Origin of the sequence: Pseudomonas fluorescens (assembly GCF_002022275.1) — a bacterium.
GTDB lineage: Bacteria > Pseudomonadota > Gammaproteobacteria > Pseudomonadales > Pseudomonadaceae > Aquipseudomonas > Aquipseudomonas fluorescens_AJ.
On the sequence record NZ_MSDF01000014.1, the window covers coordinates 677,467 to 695,679 of the forward strand.

Consider the following 18,213-nt stretch of genomic DNA (forward strand, 5'->3'; position numbering starts at 1 on the left):
CATGAGCGAAGAAAACACGTACGACTCGACCAGCATTAAAGTGCTGAAAGGTTTGGATGCCGTACGCAAACGTCCTGGTATGTACATCGGCGACACCGATGATGGTAGCGGTCTGCACCACATGGTGTTCGAGGTGGTCGACAACTCCATCGACGAAGCTTTGGCCGGTCACTGCGACGACATCAGCATCATCATCCATCCGGACGAGTCGATCACCGTACGCGACAACGGTCGCGGTATTCCGGTCGACGTGCACAAAGAAGAAGGCGTATCGGCGGCAGAGGTCATCATGACCGTGCTCCACGCTGGCGGTAAGTTCGACGACAACTCCTATAAAGTCTCCGGCGGTTTGCACGGTGTAGGTGTGTCGGTGGTGAACGCTCTGTCCGAAGAGCTGATCCTGACCGTGCGCCGTAGCGGCAAAATCTGGGAACAGACTTACGTCCATGGTGTTCCACAAGAGCCGATGAAAATCGTTGGCGAGAGTGAAACCACGGGTACGCAGATCCATTTCAAACCGTCTGACGAAACCTTCAAGAATATTCACTTCAGCTGGGACATCCTGGCCAAGCGTATTCGTGAGCTGTCCTTTCTCAACTCCGGTGTGGGTATCGTCCTCAAGGATGAACGCAGCGGCAAGGAAGAGCTGTTCAAGTACGAAGGTGGTCTGCGAGCGTTCGTTGAATACCTGAACACTAACAAGACTGCGGTCAACCAGGTGTTCCACTTCAACATCCAGCGTGAAGACGGCATCGGCGTGGAAATCGCCCTGCAGTGGAACGACAGCTTCAACGAGAACCTGTTGTGCTTCACCAACAACATTCCACAGCGCGACGGCGGCACTCACCTGGTGGGTTTCCGTTCCGCGCTGACGCGTAACCTGAACACCTACATCGAAGCTGAAGGCCTGGCCAAAAAGCACAAAGTTGCCACCACCGGTGACGATGCGCGCGAAGGCTTGACTGCGATCATCTCGGTAAAAGTGCCGGATCCGAAGTTCAGTTCCCAGACCAAAGACAAGCTGGTGTCTTCTGAAGTGAAGACAGCTGTGGAACAGGAGATGGGCAAATACTTCTCCGACTTCCTGCTGGAGAACCCGAACGAAGCCAAGCTGGTCGTCGGCAAGATGATCGACGCCGCACGTGCCCGTGAAGCCGCGCGTAAAGCCCGTGAGATGACTCGCCGTAAAGGCGCACTGGATATCGCTGGCTTGCCAGGCAAACTGGCTGACTGCCAGGAGAAGGACCCTGCCCTCTCTGAACTGTACCTGGTGGAAGGTGACTCTGCTGGCGGTTCCGCCAAGCAGGGTCGCAACCGTCGCACCCAGGCTATCCTGCCGCTGAAGGGCAAAATTCTCAACGTCGAGAAAGCGCGCTTCGACAAGATGATTTCCTCCCAGGAAGTCGGCACCTTGATCACGGCGCTGGGCTGCGGTATTGGCCGTGACGAGTACAACATCGACAAGCTGCGCTACCACAACATCATCATCATGACCGATGCTGACGTCGACGGTTCGCACATCCGTACCCTGCTGCTGACCTTCTTCTTCCGTCAGTTGCCGGAGCTGATCGAGCGTGGCTACATCTACATCGCTCAGCCGCCGTTGTACAAAGTCAAAAAGGGCAAGCAAGAGCAGTACATCAAAGACGACGACGCCATGGAAGAATACATGACGCAGTCGGCCCTGGAAGATGCCAGCCTGCACTTGAACGACGAAGCACCGGGCATTTCCGGTGAAGCGCTGGAGCGTCTGGTTAACGACTTCCGCATGGTGATGAAGACCCTCAAGCGTCTGTCGCGCCTGTACCCTCAGGAGCTGACCGAACACTTCATCTACCTGCCGGCTGTGAGCCTGGAGCAGCTGGGTGATCACGCCCACATGCAGAATTGGCTGGCACAGTACGAAGTACGTCTGCGCACCGTCGAGAAGTCTGGCCTGGTGTACAAAGCCAGCCTGCGTGAAGACCGTGAACGTAACGTGTGGCTGCCAGAGGTCGAACTGATCTCCCACGGCCTGTCGAACTACGTCACCTTCAACCGCGACTTCTTCGGCAGCAACGACTACAAAACCGTTGTGACCCTGGGTGCGCAGTTGAGCACGCTGTTGGACGACGGCGCTTACATCCAGCGTGGCGAACGCAAGAAGCAGGTCAAGGAATTCAAGGAAGCCCTCGACTGGCTGATGGCCGAAAGCACCAAGCGTCATACCATCCAGCGATACAAAGGTCTGGGTGAAATGAACCCGGATCAGCTGTGGGAAACCACCATGGATCCAGCCCAGCGGCGCATGCTGCGGGTGACTATCGAAGACGCCATTGGCGCGGATCAGATCTTCAACACCCTGATGGGTGATGCGGTCGAGCCTCGTCGTGACTTCATCGAGAGCAACGCCTTGGCGGTCTCCAACCTGGACTTCTGATCAGGTGTAGGTTCACAGAATAGCTGCGCATTTTCACAAATAAATGGTTCCAGCAGACCTTAGGGTTAGGGATCCATAGAAGGGCCCGCTTATAGCGGGCTTTTTTTTGCTTATAAAACGGCTGTATAGGCTACTGGGTATTAGCACATCTGCCGGAGGTTAAAGAACCAAGGCGTTCGCGCACCTATTCGGCAGCAAAAATAAAGTGAGGAGCTTAATGAATACGGAGCGTGTTTCAAGCAGGTAGGGACTAACAGGCGATAGGGTAAAAAACGTTAATAATCAGATGCTTGAAATATTAAGAACAGTACTTCTGGCTTGGGTTATTTATATTCTTAGCGTTAGATAGGTATAAATATATTATACCTAGTTAATTTAAAAAGTTTGGTTTCCAAATCGTTAAAATGCTAACGAAACGGCCGATTTTTAGATATAAGTCGTGGATTTTCCTATCGCGCTGGAATATTATTTAATATCAAATTTCTGAGCGAGTGCCTATTCCGTTAGTGAAATCAAAAGGTTGCTGAAGGAGATTCAAGCAGAATCTTGAATTAGGAGTTGAATAGGTCAAGAGGTATAGATCAGGCCCGTATAAGCAGGCCGTACTTAAACGTTGTTTAGCTATCAATGTCAGAGGATAAAAAATGAAAGAAGGGAGGTGTGAAATGTAAAAACGCGACCAAAACCTAAGGGTTTTGACCGCGCCGATTTGAAGCTGAATTGCAGGCTTGGAAACCGCAATTTCAGCTTTTTTTCAGCGCTTGTCAATCCCCTCCCATCATTTCGACTTTATCGAGGCTGCTCGACGGGAAAGTGTTGCCTGTCGATTGTAGACCTCGATTACCGCTCTGCACCTGGCTTCCCGGTGCAGCGACGGTGCACGTCTATGGAGGTGTGCTATGGCAGTACGTAAGGTAGTTACCCGAAGCTCATGTCATTTTCGGGGGTATTTCCCCTCTCTAAAAAATGGGCATTCTGTGGCGTGGGAATCTCAGTTGGAAGGAGGTTTTTTCCGGCTTCTAGAGCTCTCCCCGACCGTTGTTCGTTATGAGGTGCAGCCTTCTCGGGAAAGAGTTCCACTGGGTAATTCATTTGTAGATTACGTTCCCGATCTCCGCGTTTTTCTTGAAAACGGTTGTGAGTGGTGGTTCGAAGTGAAGCCAGAAAAAAAACTGTTAATTAACAGCGTTAAGCTAAAACTTGATGCAGCAAAAATGCACTTCACTGCGACCAATCGGAATTTTTCCGTCGTTACGGATCATTTAATATGGCGGGAGCCACTAGCAAATAATCTACAAAAGATTCTATATCACCGACGCGGCCCTTTGCTTTCTCCGTCGAATAAAGCTGACGCCTATTCCGAGTTAAATAAATATCAACCTAATACTTTTGAGGAAATGGTATCGATTTTTGGGGAAATGGAAGCCTGGCGTTTGTTAGCTCAGTGCATTATTGGCGTCAACCTTGACGTTCCACTAGCTTATAAATCACCGATCTTTCTAACCGGAGGACATCGCCATGCAAACATTTTTACTTAAGTCGAAACTCATTGTTATTATAAAAGGGGTAACGATGTCGCTTCACCGGAGAATTATTAATGGGAGCTTGCTGTTTTATGATCAGCTAGGAGAGCCAACTAAGTTAACTGAGTCTGAGTTTTATCTAGGTTACGAAAGGCGGGAGATTGAAATCTGTGCGGAACAGCCATTCCTTGGTGAAATTCCCTATGTGAGGAACGCAAGCCCGGATTTAACTTGTTTTCCAAAAAAGCACAGTGACGAAGCTTTGCGCCGGCGTAACTATATAACTGGCATAATGGAGGGTAATACAAGGGTACCCGGTAAGGAAACTCTACGAGCTAAATTAAAATTGATTTCGGAGGCGCAGGGAGATTCGTGTACTCCCTCCATTTCAACAGTTAGGAGGTGGTGCTCGAGGTTTCTGGGTAACAATGTTGTAAGGCTCGTACCGAAACATTCGTCTAAAGGAAGGGTTAACGTAATATCTGGTGAGCTAGAAGAGGTGTTGCTCGATGTCATAAATCTAATATACCTTCAGTTAGAACGTCAAAAAATTTCGGTGGTAGTCGGCGAATATTTAAAACGTCTGGGTGAGATAAATGCTACTCGCCTGCCTTCCGATCACTTGCTAAAACCGTGTGGAATGACTATCCGTAGGTATATAGCAAAGCTTGATCCATATGAGGTTGATGTACATCGTATAGGTAAACACGCAGCCAAAAAAAAGCATCGGGTTGCGGGCGAAGTACTTGTGGTTGATGACATCTTGGATCGATGGGAAATCGACCATACTCTACTGGATGTGTTGCTGGTTGACGAAGAAACAGGATTAGTTATTGGCCGTCCATATATCACGGTCGTGCTTGATAAGTTTTCTCGCGTAATCATGGGCTACCTGCTTCATTTAGCTGCACCTAATACTGAAAGCGTCCTTCGAGTAATCGAACGCGCCATTCGGCCTAAAGCAGAGCTTTTGGCGCGCTTTCCTAAAGTCCAGAACGAGTGGCGTGCTCATGGAATGCCCGCACGGCTCGTCCCTGACAACGCCGCTGAATTCCATGCGGACGATATGATCGCTGGCTTCAACGAGCTTGGTATCGAGATTATGTACCCCCGATCCCGAGGGCCGGAAATGAAAGGTTCAGTTGAGAGATTTTTCCGTACACTGAATATTGGATTGATTCATAAGTTACCAGGAACGACGTTTTCCAATATCCAAGAGAAGGGGGATTACAAATCGGAGAAACACGCTTGCTTCACGTTGACTCAGCTTGAAGCCAGCGTTGTTAAGTGGATTGTTGACGTGTACCACCAAACACCCCACCGAGGGCTTAACAAAAGGACTCCTGCGCAAGTGTGGGCTGCCCACGAGGCAGGCCGACAGCTTAGGCTTCCCGTTGATCTTGACGCTCTCGAATGTATCCTTGCACGCCGAAGTATGGCGCAGATACATCACTACGGTATAGAAGTAGGAGGCTATGGATACCACTCTCCTGAACTATCTGAGTTGAGAGTGCGGCTGCAACCGAAGGAAAAGGTAAGCGTTCGGTATCGTGACGAGGTCGGCCACGTTTGGGTGCATGATCGGTTCAGAAATGTTTTTTTACAGGTCCCGATAAAAGACAAGCGCATGCTTGGGTTGAGTCGTGATGTATTGAAAGCAGCTAATAAAGCGTTAAAAGATAGCGGAGTCGTTAATCCTAGTTTTGAACAAGTTCATCAATCGCATCGTGATATAACCGAGGATATCAACGAGGCTCGCCGGTCTCAGATGCTGCGTAAGCGTCGGGAGGTAGCCCGTGCCAAGTTAGATAAAAACGGTTGGAAGATTCAACCAGCGAAGCATCAAGTTGTATCCGCCGATATAGATTGTTTTGATATTGAGATGACAATGGGTACGGCGACTCCATACAAGGTGACCTTTCGTCAGCCGAGCGGAGAAAATAAATCATGAGCGGTTATCAAGAAAACCAAGCGCAATTCTCCCTACGTCACCACTTCATCCTCAGCCCGCAAGCAGAGCGAGCACTGACTCGACTGATTGAAGTCCATGGGGACACACGACGGACAGGCTCTAGCAAGGGGCTTGTTATACAAGGACCAAGCGGTGTGGGGAAAAGCGCGTTGATCAAAGAGTACGTTAGGGGATTGGAGTCTGCGAAAGAAACCGAGGAGGTAAAACGCTCTGTGCTCGTTGTAGAGATTCCCTCCTCGCCTACCAAGAAAAATCTCGCAACAGCCATGCTAACGGCGATGAAAGATCCTTATGCAGACTCGCGTAGCCATTCTGCCGAAACGAAATTTGCGAGGATCATTCTGCTTTTGAGTAACCTCAACGTTGAAGTCGTTGTTCTAGACGAAGCGCAGCATCTCGTGGATTACAAGCGTAATGATGCCTACGAGGCAGCTGACTGGGTCAAAAGTCTGATGAACGAAACTCGCATTATGTTCGTCCTCGTTGGCCTAAAGCGGACTGAAGGTCTGCTTTGGGCCAACGAGCAGTTGCGACGAAGATTTTCTGCAACAGTTGATTACAACCGATTCACTCTAAATGAGACCAGTTGGAGGCAGTTCGCTCTGTTGCTTCAAAGCGTTCGTGAGCTACTACCGGTCCTTTCCATTACTTTTACGGATAAGGAAATGATTCGTCGTTTTTTTTTAGCCTCATTCGGTTTAATTGATTATCTGATCAAAATTGTTGATCGCGCCGTTTGGTTGGTACAACATCTAGGAGCCGAAGGCATCAATCTTGAAATACTTAGTGAGGCCTTTAAGGACGAGGTCTGGAGTGCAGCTCCTGATGAGCGAAATCCATTTAGTAATATGTTCGATTTCAGACCGTTGATCAGAGATCATGAGCCATTTGAAAGCTTCGATATTATTGCGGCTTAAAGTTAGTCAAACCCGGTGTAATCATCGGGTTTTGATTAATTAAATCTAAACGGTTGCGATGTTTTTCGAAGGAACAGTTTTATGTTCGGTTTAGTAGTAAACCTTGCGCCTAAGTATGATGAGAGCTTTGCGGGTTATTTACATCGCTTGGGAGGATGTAATGGTCTGTGGAATGGCGAGGTTATTAGGCTTTTCAAAGATCTCTCTGATGAGCTGGTATATGACTGGCTAAGTGAGCATGCTAGACATGCAAGTTGGCGTGATGTGAGTGCGGAAATTCGAGCGCCTAAATTTAATAATCAGAAGGTATGGTCCATAACAAATACAAAGTATTGCCCAATTTGCATGGCTTCAGAACTCTATTGGCGAGAGTTGTGGGACCTTACTCTATATACAGTGTGCACTGTACATAAGCGTGAGCTACTGTACAGATGCCCCGGGTGCCAAGCAAAAGCAACACAAAAAAAAATATTGTTTAGGGAGAGCTGCGACAGCTGTGGTCATCCCATTATTACGGCATGTTCAGCCCCGCAGACGGTGGATGAATTAAAACTGTGGATTTCTGTCGAACTCGAGCAGCGCATCCGCGGTCGTAGTAAGAATATATCGTTAGGAGTCGATTCGCTAACGTTGGCCCAGTTTCATTTTTTGGCCATTCGAGTCGCTGTAAGAGCGTTGAGCTGTACACAAGATATGAACATGATTGTCGCCTCGAAGTCCTACAAAAATGTAGTTCCCGAGTTAGCTGCTGCTGCGGGTAAAGTACTACAAGGTTGGCCAAAAAATTTTCATGATTTACTCAACGATCTTATGGCTCTTAGAGAGTCTAGCCTTTCTTGGAGGTTAGGATCTGCGTTTGGAAGAATCTATAATGATATTTATTTATCGTTGACAGATAAGTGCTACGACTTCATTCGTGATGAGTTCGAACAGTACGTTGCTCTATACTGGGAGGGTCCATTGGCTATGAGGAATCGGCGGTTAAGTGAGTGTACATTACTTGCCCATCGATGGCTTCCATACAAGAAGGCAGCTAGAGCAGTCGGGCTTCCTGAAAGTTTTCTTCGAAGGATGCATGCGTCAGGAGAGCTTGCCACGAGAGAATTTACTTACACCTGTGGTAAAACTGCCACAGTGGTAGATCTAGAAGACGCCCGCAATCTCACCACATTTCGGCATGAGCCGCTTAACTTACGGGAAACATCCCGCTTGCTTTGCCTGAGTAGGAAGCGTATCGAACAATTAATAGGGGCAGAAATATTAAAATTCGTTGGTGGTTTCCCGGATGCTGGTGAGAAGTGGTTAATCGACTTCTCTTCAATAGAGGCCTTAGCACCTAAAACTTTTTTGAAAAGCTCCGGCGTAGACTTTATAACAATTTCTCAAGCCGCAAAGCACTATTTTCCTACTTCTAGCGGCTTAACGGAGCTGGTCGTCGCAATTAAGGATGGTGAGATACCTGTTTTTTGCAGAGCTGAGTCAGAATCATTGTGTGTTGGTAAGTGGCTAGTTAGTAAGAGCAAAATTGTGTTGAATAGAGTAAATCTTCATTCATCCAATCAAGAAAAAGGAATGTCAATCGCTAATGCAGCGAAAGAGCTGGGTGTGAAGGAGGAAGTAGCTTACGCATTAGTACGTCACGGCCGACTTCGTAGTGAAACAGTTCAATGCTCTAGGCGGTCAGCACAGATTATAAGTTCTGAGGCAATACTGCATTTTAAACGAAATTATATTCTTTCTCCTGAAATCGCGTTGCTTTTGGATTTACCACGAGGAAACGTGTTACTGCAATTGCGAGACGAAGGGTTTTCTCCTGTAGTAGGTCCTACCTTATTGCACGCGAAATGCCGACAGTATGCGTGGCGGCGGAGCAAAAAGCTGACAGCCTATCTTGCTTCTTTTGCAAGGCTATATGGTTTACCTGAGTAAGCTGGTTACCGCCTAAGCCCGATTGCAAGTGGTGTCGACATTCCGTTGTCCCGGCTGAGATGGTATTTCTTTGATTTCGGTCAATTAATTGCCAATTTATATCGCTTCTGAATGGCCATCAGCTTTTGCGGAGGATGTCTTCTGCAAACGCTTGCAAGGTCGTGTAGCTGCCTCCACCTTTCCGATCCAGGTAAAAGCCGTGCATACCGAACCCAAGAGGACCATCACAATCACACCTTTGTGAATCACCAATCATCCATGTTTCACCAGGGCTGGTACCGACGAGCTGCGTCACATGCTGGTAGATTTTGAACGACGGTTTGATAGCTCTGATCGCAAAGCTGTAAGCGTAACCGTCCAGATTTGGGTACAACCTTTCGATGGCCGATGCATATGGTTGAGCGAGATTGGAGCAAACCGCCACTTTTAATCCTGCTGCTTGGAGGGTCGCCACAGCAGCAATTCCGTCAGGATAGGCTTGGATGGCCGCCAGCTCTTCACGGAGGCCGTCCTCAAGTCGGTTCATAAAATCAGTTTCAACAGATATCCCGAAATAATCAGCGGCTTGTCTAAGGTCCATAGGCATGGACAGTAGGTCCTCCGCGTCGGTGGCTTTGGGGCGTCGGCCTTGTTCGATCCCTATTTTAAGAATCTTGCGATAAGGATTTGTCCCAACACCGATTTTTACGAGTGTGCCAAACGCATCAAATATGGCTGCCGAAACGGGCATGGAAAGGCGCTCACATGTGGGACTGACTTTCAGCTATCAAATGGGTCATTAGGCGGTTGCCGATCATCAGTCAGAGGTCATTAGATTTGAGCTTCGCCAGGCCCTGTTTAATGTGGCCGGCATTTTCACCAATGGTGTACAACGCACCGCGGACATTTTCACTGATCTCGCTGAATCCTCCATTCTCGATGTGGAGGGTCAGTTCCATCAGCGCAGCCTCCAGCGCCAATTGGTTTTGGTACATTCTGTCCAACAGGTCTGACAGAGAATATTCCCCAGACATTTCGCGTAAATTCCATTCGAGAAACTTCAAGCATAGCAGTGGCTCCCGCTAGAATGGGTTGGCTATACATAACGTTTTTTCTGAGAAATTGGATGATTATGGAATTAACAGAAGATGAGATGCGACGCGCACTATTCGGTGGGCCTGTGACCCCAGCGCTTGCAATTGATACACACGAAAAAGACACCGTGCCGGATTTGTTGGCGGTGGATCCATCGAAAGATGCGAAAAAAAAGCAAGTTTCAAAAAGCTTTACTGCAAGGCAGAGAGTCACGCTGCGGGTAGGAAACGAATTTGAGGGCAAGATGCACGAGATTGTGTATGAGGCCGATACACTGAGCTCCCTGTTCGCGCAGCAAGAAGCGACTAGGACGGCCAGAAAGAAATTCAGGTTCGTGGAAGTGGTATCGATTGAGTCAATGTAATTGGATGCACGGATTTGGCTGGTTCGCAAGGTATCCAATGACGTAGTGAGGCCTGTACTCGGCTCGATTCGAGTACTTGGGCTCGGTCGTTGAGACTAATTGATGAAGGCAATATTTTTGGTGGAAATAAATTATCAAGAAGGGAAAATCCCTATGGTTTTTTCTAGCCGAAACCGGTTTGCTAGTCATTAACTCGCGCGAATGGTCTCTATCCTTTGGGCTAACATTGGCAATATCTGGACTGCAGCCCCTACCAGCATGAGTTCCCTCTGTTCGCCCATTGAAACATCAGCCTTGTTTACATGAATGACCGATGCTCCAGACGCCAATGCAAGGTCTGGAAGGCCCGCGGCGGGCATTACAATTCCAGAGGTGCCCACTGAGATCAGAAGATCGCAGTCCTTAACCAGGCGAACTGCCTTCTTCCAAGCCTGGGGCGGCAAATCCTCTCCGTACCAGACTACCGCAGGGCGCATTTTGCCGTTACAACGTCCACACCTTGGAGGCTCGATCAGAGCGCCCTCATCCGGAATTGCTGATTGATCTAGCGACACAGCCGAAGACCGATGGCAGGCGAAGCACTCGGGCATTGCCAAAGTGCCATGCAAATGAACCACATCTAGAGATCCTGCTCGCTCATGAAGGTCATCGATATTCTGGGTGATCACAGAAATCTGGCGTTGTGTGTTAGCTATGCCAAGTACCGCAAGATGTGCTGCATTTGGTTTTGCTCGAGCGACTTGGAGACGCCTCCACAGATACCATCCCCATACCAATGCTGCGTTCTCACGAAACGCGTTGGCTGTCTCTAAATCCCTCGGATCGTGTCCTGCCCAGACTCCAGAAAGACTTTCGCTATAGGTCGGGATACCGCTATCGGCGGAGATGCCTGCGCCGGTGAAAAAGACCACCTTCTTGGCGTTCTGTAGCACAGCTACAGCCTGCTCTATGTCAGTCATGGTAAGAGTCTCTCCTATCTTCCCGCTTTGCGTTTCAAGGAGATGTATACCTTTGCTCGGTATGGGCCAACGAGCTTTGAAGGTGTTTAGATAATCCGGTGCGATCCACTTCGCCATACAAGGCCGAGGGATCGACGCTATGCAATAAACGCCTAATCGGTACACCCTCTGGCAGCTGCGCGGAGCTGAAAATAATGCGACCTTTGATCTCAGTGCTCAGTTTCGCAAGTCGACGCTCAGGTACGTCGTAGATAAAGGCTTGTCGGATTAAGGGGTGGTCCAGACAAAACGCCAACAGATTGAAGTGAACGTCTATAGCCAAGCTGGCATTGATCAGCACCAGATCGAATGCACGGTCACCATATTCCAGCAACGTTAACATTTCCTCCAAGTTCGATACAGGTGCGATGGCATAGTAACCTTGGTAGTTGAAGTCACGCTCCAACCGTAAGCGTTGAAAATGTTGTGGATCGGCGATCATGATGCGCAAGGCTTTATTGGTCATGAAAAGCTCCCGGCGACATGCGCCGTACGCTGTAGCCAATGCCGCAGGTCTGCACCATTCATGGGACGGGCATGCCAGTACCCCTGACCCTGAGTGCAGCCCAACTCTAGAAGTTCCCGGTGTTGCTCTTTGGTTTCAATGCCTTCAATTACCACCGACATACCCAGCGTTTTCCCTAAGGCCAGAGTGCTACTGATCACAGCCCGGCAGCGGGGCTCGTGATTTAGACCGCGGACAAACTCAGCGTCGAGCTTGATTTCGTTAAAAGGTAGCTGGCAAAGACGCTGCAACGATGAGAAGCCTGCACCAAAATCATCGATCGACAAGCGACACCCCATCATGCGCAAGCGAACTAGGTTCTCCAGAGACATCGCCGGCACTTCGAGGAGGCCGCTTTCGGTCAATTCGAAGGTCAAGCTTGACCCTGGGGTTTGGTACCACGCCAATATCCGCTTGATCTGCGAAGTCAACTCGATGCTGGTTAATTGGCCTGCTTGCAGGTTAAACGCCATGTTCAAGGCCGCACCCTGACTCCTGACCTGCGACTGTAAGCTAAGCGCCTGACGCATTAGGCTAAACAGCAACTCATCGATCAAACCGCAGCGTTCGGCCGTCGGTAGAAAAGCAGCAGGCGGTAGCAATCCCTTGAATGGGTGGTTCCAGCGCGCTAGGACTTCTACCCCCAATACTTCGCCGGTACGCAAATCAAATTTTGGCTGGTAATAGGGCTCCAGTTGCTGGTCGATGAAAGCCTGTTGTATTTGCTCTTCACTTACTTCCTCTACGCCCGCTGGCAGCGACAAAGCAGAAGGTTGAGCGCTCAAATAGTCTTCCAGAAATTGTCGCAACGTTTCCGCCTGCAAGGGCTTTGCAATGTCTCCGAGCATGTTCAATCCCAACAATGAGCCCATTTGTCTCACCGCGCGGCGTACATCGCTTGGCATGCAACTGCTGATCAAAATGGCACCTAGTTGCCCGGTGGCACCTACGCGCTGAATGAACTCGAGACCATCCATGCCTTCCATTTGCAGGTCGCACAGCACTACATCGACGGAGCCAACCGCCTGTAAGATGGCTAATGCCTCAGCCCCATGCCCGGCCTCCAGCACCTCGCTGCAACCCAGTTGTTTCAGAAGGCTGACCGCCACGGAGCGTTGGAACAGATGGTCTTCAAGCACCAGGACACGAAGTGGCAGGCTCGGCATTTTGGTTCACTCGGGGATATAATAAGGAATGTGCCCATTTTCAGGGAATGGCTTGTGGGATTAGCTGGGAAACAAGCCTCGCTTTCATAGGCGTTTTCCCAAAGCCTTCCGCGTCAGACAAAACAATGTGTGAAAAGCTGTCCGGCGCGTTTCAGTTAGTAAAGTTACTTGTAGGTAATCGTGAAATTCGCTGTAGCATTGGCTACGCCAGGCTCCGGACCAATGGCGCTGCCGGCGGTCTGGATATAACGAGCTCCGAACTGCAAGGTAGTTACGCCATCGCGTACTGGCATGACAGGCGTATCGACTCCCAGCGCCAACGGTGTGCCGTCTTGTTTAAGAACTTGAACGGCGACGCCCTTGGCGGTTGATTCGGCGTTGAGCCCCATCACCCCGTTACCAGCGTCAACGATGGCTGAACCTCGCACACCTTCCAGGCGGATATTTGCGTTGTTACCCTGAAAATAGTTCCAGGGTTGGCCCGATGCGTAGGTTCCCGCCAGGCAATTGTTCAAGGTAATGGAAAAGTTCTGGGTGGTGGTGGTAGTGCCAGGACCATTGAACACTCGGCGCTCCCAGGTACCCATCGGTACGTCGACGATGTTACCGGTCTCTTGAGGTAGGCTGCAGCCAGCTACGGTGATGCTGCCATTCAACACGCCAGTAGCCCAGCGCTCAGGACCGCTGCCATTGTTGATGTCGAAGGTGTAGATCTGCAGGCCGCTGAAGTCGTGACTACCTGCTGAAATAGGGCCGATCTTGATCAGAAAGATACTGAAGGTAACAGCTGCGATATAGCCGCCGGTACCACAACCAGTGAAGCGGATTGGAAAAGCGCTGACGGCGCTGGTACGACACAGGTAGCTAGGGCCGCTATCATAGTTGACTACCGCACCGACGCCTGGAATGTTGGTCGCGTACAGGTTGTCACTAATCAGACCGCCAACTGCTGTCGGGATTGTCTGGACCTTAGCACCCAACACATTGCCCTCAACGTTAAAAGGTACGGTCGTAGTGCAGAAGATACTCTTGCTGCCAATGTACTTGCGGATGCCAATGGTTGAGCCGATAGGTGCATCCTGGGGGATATACAAGCTGCCCACGTTATAGCTCAAGTTCGTCGGAGTAACATCGCAACTAGCCCAAGCTGCCCTGCCCACAAGCAGTTGTAGAACACCGAATATAATCAAAGCCAAATACTTGTTCATTACAACCTCACGAAGATGCCAGCAACGGCCTTTTGTTGAAAGGGAACCTGTGTACTCAAGGCGCAACCCGGCACAGCGCTTCCATCACGCGATAACCATCGGTGATCGGCGCCCGACTAACATCCAGCTGAATCTCGCAGCGTTGTGAGGCTTTATCGCCCCACTTCATGCTGTAGGTCTTGCCCTCGCCTGCGGACAGCAGCACCTGCCCGCCTTGCCCAACCACGCCCACGCTGGTGCCCTTATCGTCCTCGACAGTGGTGCCGAACGGCAGCAGCGAACCGTCCTGCATGCGGACGTTGAGAACCACTTTTTCCGAACGGCTAGCGGCGAATTTGGCTTTCACCACTGCGCCACGACGCGGCACAACATTGGTCACCCCTTCGGAGATGTCGACGTTGGTGTCCAGCTCGCTGGTGTCGACGGTCACGCGGTTCTTGCGGTACGGCGTGACATACGGCACCAAGGCGTAGCCCTGCTTGTTGGTTAGGATGCCCGGAGCGTTCTGCACGCCAACATTCGGGGTGTTCTTGACTTCCACCAATGCCACGGTTTCACCCAAGGTCTGGCCGAACTCAATACCCTCGCTGTGGGCAAGTACTGAGCCCGAGGCGCTGATCGAAGCTTGCTTGTAACCTTGGCCAACACTCACTCCGGCGCCCAACTGAGCAAACGGTGCGCGGTAGCCGATCAATGCCGAACCATTGTTGCCGGTGTTTTCCACGCGGTTGGCGTCTACGTTGTACGTCATCTCACCGTTGCGACCGCTGATACCGGCTCGCTGATCAAGGCTGCCATCGTTGTTGCGGGTGACGCTGAAGGTACCGGTGCTGCGGGTCTGGCCCAGAGGCATAGATACGGTGAACACCACCTGATTGCTCTGGCCATAGTTGTCGGTCAGGGTCTTGCTGGCGTAGACACCGTAGGTCACACCCTTGAACTGGGTGTTGAAGCCCAGTTGCATCTGCTTGTCTACACGGGACGAGCCCCAATAATTTTGCTGGCTCACGTTCAGGTACAGCGAGCCGTAGCTGTCCAGTGCCTGGTTGACGCTGGCCTCGACCTTGCTGCGCTTGGAGATGTTGGCGTAGTCGTTGGGCTGTTGCAGACTCACCGCTTCGGCGAAGTCACGGTATCCTTCAGTAGAGTAGCGATAGCCCGCGAACCGCACCGATGTGCCAGTCTCAAACGCCTTGCCGTAACGCACACTGACGCTGCGGCCTTTCTCGCTGCCTTCCTTGGCTGCGCGAGCGTTGGGGACGTCGGTCTGAGCCTGGGTGACGTCCACTGACACCGCACCGAGGTTGCCCAAGCTCTTGCCGACACCCACTACACCAGCATGGTAAAAATTTGCGCCGAGGGCGCCGCCGTAAAGGGTCAGATCGAACGGTAAACCGTAGGCCAGCGACGCCTGCACGAAGGCCGGATGATCACCGCCATTGGCCGCGTTGTATTGACCGGCGGTGAAGCTATAGCGCCAAGTCTTTTCCCGCAGCATGTTGGCCAGGGTTGCGTAAGGCTGAGTGAAGCGGCGTTCACGGCCATCGGCTTCGGTGATGATTACTTCCAGGTCGCCACTGCCGGACGCCGAGTTCAAATCATCAATCTCGAAGGCGCCTGGCGCCACGTAGGTGGTGTACAGCGAATAGCCGTTTTGACGCACCTCCACCTTGGCCTGGGTTTCTGCGATACCACGAATGATTGGCGCGTAGCCCTGCATCGAGTCGGGCAACATGCCCATATCCGAAGCCACTTGCATACCCCGGAACGGCACGCTGTCAAACACATCGCCGGGAGTGAAGCTTTCACCGACGGTCAGCGTGCCTTTGATGGCCGTCAGGTCGCGCTGAGCATAGGTGTTGCTACGCTGCCAGTCGCTGCCGCCTTGGTCGTCCTGGCGAAACGAGGAGCTGGAACGAAAGCGCCAATCGCCGTAGTTGAAACCGCCGGTGGCGTACAGGTTATACTGATGGCCGCTGCCTCGGGCGTCGCTGCTGGTTTGCGCAGCCGAGAATTGATAGTTGAGCATCGCTGCGTTAATCCCGCGGTCCCACTCTTGTGGGTCCACGTAGCCGGCGGCATCGCGGCGCAAAGCGATCTGCGGCACGCTTATATCTAGCACCAGGTGGCTCGCATCGAAGCTCACCGAAGCGCCGTCAATCAGGCTTTCCAGATTGACGCATTCCGGCAGGGTTTCACTCGGGGTGACGAAGCCATTAAGCTTGACCCCAAGCTCCTTAAGGAAGGCTTCAGACAGGCACGCTTTCACGTCACCACTTTCTTCCCTGGCAAAGGTCATGTCGCGGCGGCCGAAGAAGCTCTGATTCAGGCGCACCGCCACCGGGTAAGTTCCGGGGCCGATGCTGCCACTGTTGGCAATCGCGTCCAGGTCGAGGTTCGGGCCGGCACTGGTGCCGCCAAACGACTGCATGAAGCTTGAGTCAAACTTCGCAGGCTCCCCCGCTTGCGCCAGGCTGCCGACAAACGCGGCCAGGACAGCAACGCACAGCGGCAAAGGTGCGAAGGGCACGTTCGAATGGCTGATACTTGGGATATGGATTCGCATGGCGATACTCAATACGAGCCCGTCGCACCACATAGGCGGCACGCGGTTTCGTTAGCAGGTAAAAGAGAAGGAGCGTGTTAGCGGGCGCTGCCCAATGGGGCGCTTTGCGGGTCGGTGTAGCCGCCGTAATCGTTGATGGCGCTGAACTCGACCTCACCGCTGGTGCCGGTAAATCCCGGTAACGAATAACGCTGGCTGCTCATCGGAGCGACCATCGTCGGCTCGTTGACCTCCACCGACCTGCCGCTGGTACTGACCTTGACCCCGATAAACGACACATGGAACGCCGACGGGTTGTTGACCACCAGGACCGGCTTGCCCTGCGCTTGCACCAGGCTCCACTGCAACTTCTGTAGCGCGTCCAATACGGAGCCCTTGAGGCCGACAGGGCGATAAAAAAGCTTGATCCGGGTGCGCATTGCTATCTTCAGGGTGTTCTCGTCGCCGGCGCTGGCCACAGGTATTTCCTGGGCATTGAAATAAAACACTGACTCACGGTCCGCCGGCAGGTTGCCCGGCACCTTCTGGATACGCACCACCTGCTCTTTACGTGGATCGAGGCGAAACAGCGGTGGAGTCGCCACAAACGGCGTCGGAGTGCTGTTGTCATCCGCCTCGGTGTTCACCCAGGTTTGTACGGCATACGGTTGAGAGGTGGTGTTGCTCACCGTGATTGCTGCGTCACGCTTGCTGCCATCGAACACTACCCGCGTACCGCCAAGCATGATGCCGGCCTGGCTGGCGCTGCTGAGCAAGACCGCACCAACCAGTAGTGCCGCCAGGGACAGTGTTTTGAAGGGAAAAGCTTTCATGTCGATCATCCTCTTGCCGTTGGGATGGCAGCCGGAGCGCGGTGCCCCAGCTGTGCATCGAAGGCCTTACTGGTAGTCGATGGTGAACGCTGCCTTTGCGTTGGCCGGACCCGCAGTGGAAGCACCAGTCGCGATGTAGTTCGCGGTGAACCGCAGTGGCTGGGTCAGGTCGGCGTAAGGCGAGGAATCCAAGCCCAACTGCACGTCCTTGCCTTGGGCATCCTTGATCTGTACCGCGATGTTGGTTGCTGCACCGGCGTCCGGGGCAATCCCCACCCACTGGCCGCTGGCACCGGCGCTGCCGCTCAGGGACAGGAACTTGACCACGGCTTTTTTGCCGGTAACGCTGCAGCCAGGGGCAGAGGTGTCGATGGTCAGGCTGAAGGCGCCGCCGCCGGCGATGTCGCCGATTTTTGCCAGGGAGGTCGCTGGCACGTTGCCCAGGCTCACATCACCGGCGCCTGCCGAACCGTTCAGGTCGCTGACCACCACGGGGCAGGTGTTGTCGGTAACGCTGCCGATGAAGTTGATCTCGCCATCGGCTGCCATCGCAGCTTGGGAACCTGCGGCGAGGACTACAGCGGCAACCAGACTTTTCAGAGCGAACTTGTTCATAACGGTATCCAGATAATGAGTGGTAGGAGGCGGCCCGCAGGGGCCTAGATCTCAATGTTGGCAGCGCTGCCGGTGGCAGGTTTTTCGCTTCAACGGGTTCATTATCGGAGTTGGAGGGGGAGCAATCTGTAGGAGGTAGGTACAC

The 18,213-nt window shown here is 51.9% G+C and carries 15 protein-coding genes; 6 read left to right on the forward strand and 9 right to left on the reverse strand.

Annotation, left to right across the window (positions count from 1 at the left end; translation table 11 throughout):
• Position 1: 1 nt before the first annotated feature.
• From gyrB to BFW87_RS11395, 5 genes are all read left to right on the forward strand, one after another.
• Complete coding sequence (gyrB, locus tag BFW87_RS11375) at positions 2-2,419, forward strand: DNA topoisomerase (ATP-hydrolyzing) subunit B (protein WP_078739910.1); 2,418 nt, start codon at positions 2-4, stop codon at positions 2,417-2,419.
• 899 nt (positions 2,420-3,318) lie between these two features.
• Positions 3,319-3,957: a TnsA endonuclease N-terminal domain-containing protein gene (locus tag BFW87_RS11380; protein ID WP_078739911.1), complete on the forward strand. Its 639-nt coding sequence runs from the start codon at positions 3,319-3,321 to the stop codon at positions 3,955-3,957.
• Positions 3,938-5,893 (forward strand): DDE-type integrase/transposase/recombinase, encoded by a 1,956-nt coding sequence (locus tag BFW87_RS11385; protein WP_078739912.1) that lies wholly within the window; start codon positions 3,938-3,940, stop codon positions 5,891-5,893. Before BFW87_RS11380 ends, BFW87_RS11385 begins: the two co-directional genes overlap by 20 nt.
• On the forward strand, positions 5,890-6,831 hold the full coding sequence (locus tag BFW87_RS11390) for a TniB family NTP-binding protein (RefSeq protein WP_078739913.1): 942 nt from the start codon (positions 5,890-5,892) through the stop codon (positions 6,829-6,831). Before BFW87_RS11385 ends, BFW87_RS11390 begins: the two co-directional genes overlap by 4 nt.
• An 81-nt stretch (positions 6,832-6,912) precedes the next feature.
• A complete protein-coding gene (locus BFW87_RS11395) occupies positions 6,913-8,760 on the forward strand; it encodes a TniQ family protein (RefSeq protein ID WP_078739914.1) in 1,848 nt (615 codons plus the stop codon).
• 118 nt (positions 8,761-8,878) lie between these two features.
• Here the strand turns inward: BFW87_RS11395 and BFW87_RS11400 are convergent, their stop codons facing one another.
• Both BFW87_RS11400 and BFW87_RS11405 read right to left on the reverse strand, forming a co-directional pair.
• Complete coding sequence (locus BFW87_RS11400; protein ID WP_078739915.1) at positions 8,879-9,490, reverse strand: HAD family hydrolase; 612 nt, start codon at positions 9,488-9,490, stop codon at positions 8,879-8,881.
• A 70-nt stretch (positions 9,491-9,560) separates the two neighbouring features.
• Positions 9,561-9,773 (reverse strand): hypothetical protein, encoded by a 213-nt coding sequence (locus tag BFW87_RS11405; protein WP_078739916.1) that lies wholly within the window; start codon positions 9,771-9,773, stop codon positions 9,561-9,563.
• 92 nt (positions 9,774-9,865) lie between these two features.
• Between BFW87_RS11405 and BFW87_RS11410 the strand changes: the two genes are divergently transcribed.
• Positions 9,866-10,198: a hypothetical protein gene (locus tag BFW87_RS11410; RefSeq protein WP_078739917.1), complete on the forward strand. Its 333-nt coding sequence runs from the start codon at positions 9,866-9,868 to the stop codon at positions 10,196-10,198.
• A gap of 188 nt (positions 10,199-10,386) precedes the next feature.
• On the opposite strand, the gene BFW87_RS11415 is transcribed toward BFW87_RS11410, so the two are convergent.
• The 7 genes from BFW87_RS11415 to BFW87_RS11445 form a co-directional block, all read right to left on the reverse strand.
• Entirely contained in the window at positions 10,387-11,157 is a 771-nt protein-coding gene (locus BFW87_RS11415) for an SIR2 family NAD-dependent protein deacylase (RefSeq protein ID WP_078739918.1), read from the reverse strand.
• A gap of 34 nt (positions 11,158-11,191) precedes the next feature.
• Complete coding sequence (locus BFW87_RS11420; protein ID WP_176159729.1) at positions 11,192-11,662, reverse strand: response regulator; 471 nt, start codon at positions 11,660-11,662, stop codon at positions 11,192-11,194.
• A complete protein-coding gene (locus tag BFW87_RS11425) occupies positions 11,659-12,867 on the reverse strand; it encodes an EAL domain-containing response regulator (protein ID WP_078739919.1) in 1,209 nt (402 codons plus the stop codon). The genes BFW87_RS11420 and BFW87_RS11425 overlap by 4 nt, the downstream gene beginning before the upstream one ends.
• Before the next feature lie 164 nt (positions 12,868-13,031).
• On the reverse strand, positions 13,032-14,075 hold the full coding sequence (locus tag BFW87_RS11430; protein WP_078739920.1) for a fimbrial protein: 1,044 nt from the start codon (positions 14,073-14,075) through the stop codon (positions 13,032-13,034).
• A 55-nt stretch (positions 14,076-14,130) separates the two neighbouring features.
• Positions 14,131-16,641 (reverse strand): fimbria/pilus outer membrane usher protein, encoded by a 2,511-nt coding sequence (locus tag BFW87_RS11435; protein WP_078739921.1) that lies wholly within the window; start codon positions 16,639-16,641, stop codon positions 14,131-14,133.
• Positions 16,642-16,718: 77 nt separating this feature from the next.
• Positions 16,719-17,453, reverse strand: a complete 735-nt coding sequence (locus BFW87_RS11440; RefSeq protein ID WP_078740040.1) for a fimbrial biogenesis chaperone — start codon at positions 17,451-17,453, stop codon at positions 16,719-16,721.
• A gap of 66 nt (positions 17,454-17,519) precedes the next feature.
• Complete coding sequence (locus BFW87_RS11445) at positions 17,520-18,068, reverse strand: fimbrial protein (protein WP_078739922.1); 549 nt, start codon at positions 18,066-18,068, stop codon at positions 17,520-17,522.
• Positions 18,069-18,213 lie beyond the last annotated feature (145 nt).

Coding starts and splice junctions, on each gene's coding strand:
- gyrB (WP_078739910.1), top strand. CDS start 2: ATGAGCGAAGAAAACACGTACGACTCGACCAGCATTAAAGTGCTGAAA.
- BFW87_RS11380 (WP_078739911.1), top strand. CDS start 3,319: ATGGCAGTACGTAAGGTAGTTACCCGAAGCTCATGTCATTTTCGGGGG.
- BFW87_RS11385 (WP_078739912.1), top strand. CDS start 3,938: ATGCAAACATTTTTACTTAAGTCGAAACTCATTGTTATTATAAAAGGG.
- BFW87_RS11390 (WP_078739913.1), top strand. CDS start 5,890: ATGAGCGGTTATCAAGAAAACCAAGCGCAATTCTCCCTACGTCACCAC.
- BFW87_RS11395 (WP_078739914.1), top strand. CDS start 6,913: ATGTTCGGTTTAGTAGTAAACCTTGCGCCTAAGTATGATGAGAGCTTT.
- BFW87_RS11400 (WP_078739915.1), bottom strand. CDS start 9,490: ATGCCCGTTTCGGCAGCCATATTTGATGCGTTTGGCACACTCGTAAAA.
- BFW87_RS11405 (WP_078739916.1), bottom strand. CDS start 9,773: ATGTCTGGGGAATATTCTCTGTCAGACCTGTTGGACAGAATGTACCAA.
- BFW87_RS11410 (WP_078739917.1), top strand. CDS start 9,866: ATGATTATGGAATTAACAGAAGATGAGATGCGACGCGCACTATTCGGT.
- BFW87_RS11415 (WP_078739918.1), bottom strand. CDS start 11,157: ATGACTGACATAGAGCAGGCTGTAGCTGTGCTACAGAACGCCAAGAAG.
- BFW87_RS11420 (WP_176159729.1), bottom strand. CDS start 11,662: ATGACCAATAAAGCCTTGCGCATCATGATCGCCGATCCACAACATTTT.
- BFW87_RS11425 (WP_078739919.1), bottom strand. CDS start 12,867: ATGCCGAGCCTGCCACTTCGTGTCCTGGTGCTTGAAGACCATCTGTTC.
- BFW87_RS11430 (WP_078739920.1), bottom strand. CDS start 14,075: ATGAACAAGTATTTGGCTTTGATTATATTCGGTGTTCTACAACTGCTT.
- BFW87_RS11435 (WP_078739921.1), bottom strand. CDS start 16,641: ATGCGAATCCATATCCCAAGTATCAGCCATTCGAACGTGCCCTTCGCA.
- BFW87_RS11440 (WP_078740040.1), bottom strand. CDS start 17,453: ATGAAAGCTTTTCCCTTCAAAACACTGTCCCTGGCGGCACTACTGGTT.
- BFW87_RS11445 (WP_078739922.1), bottom strand. CDS start 18,068: ATGAACAAGTTCGCTCTGAAAAGTCTGGTTGCCGCTGTAGTCCTCGCC.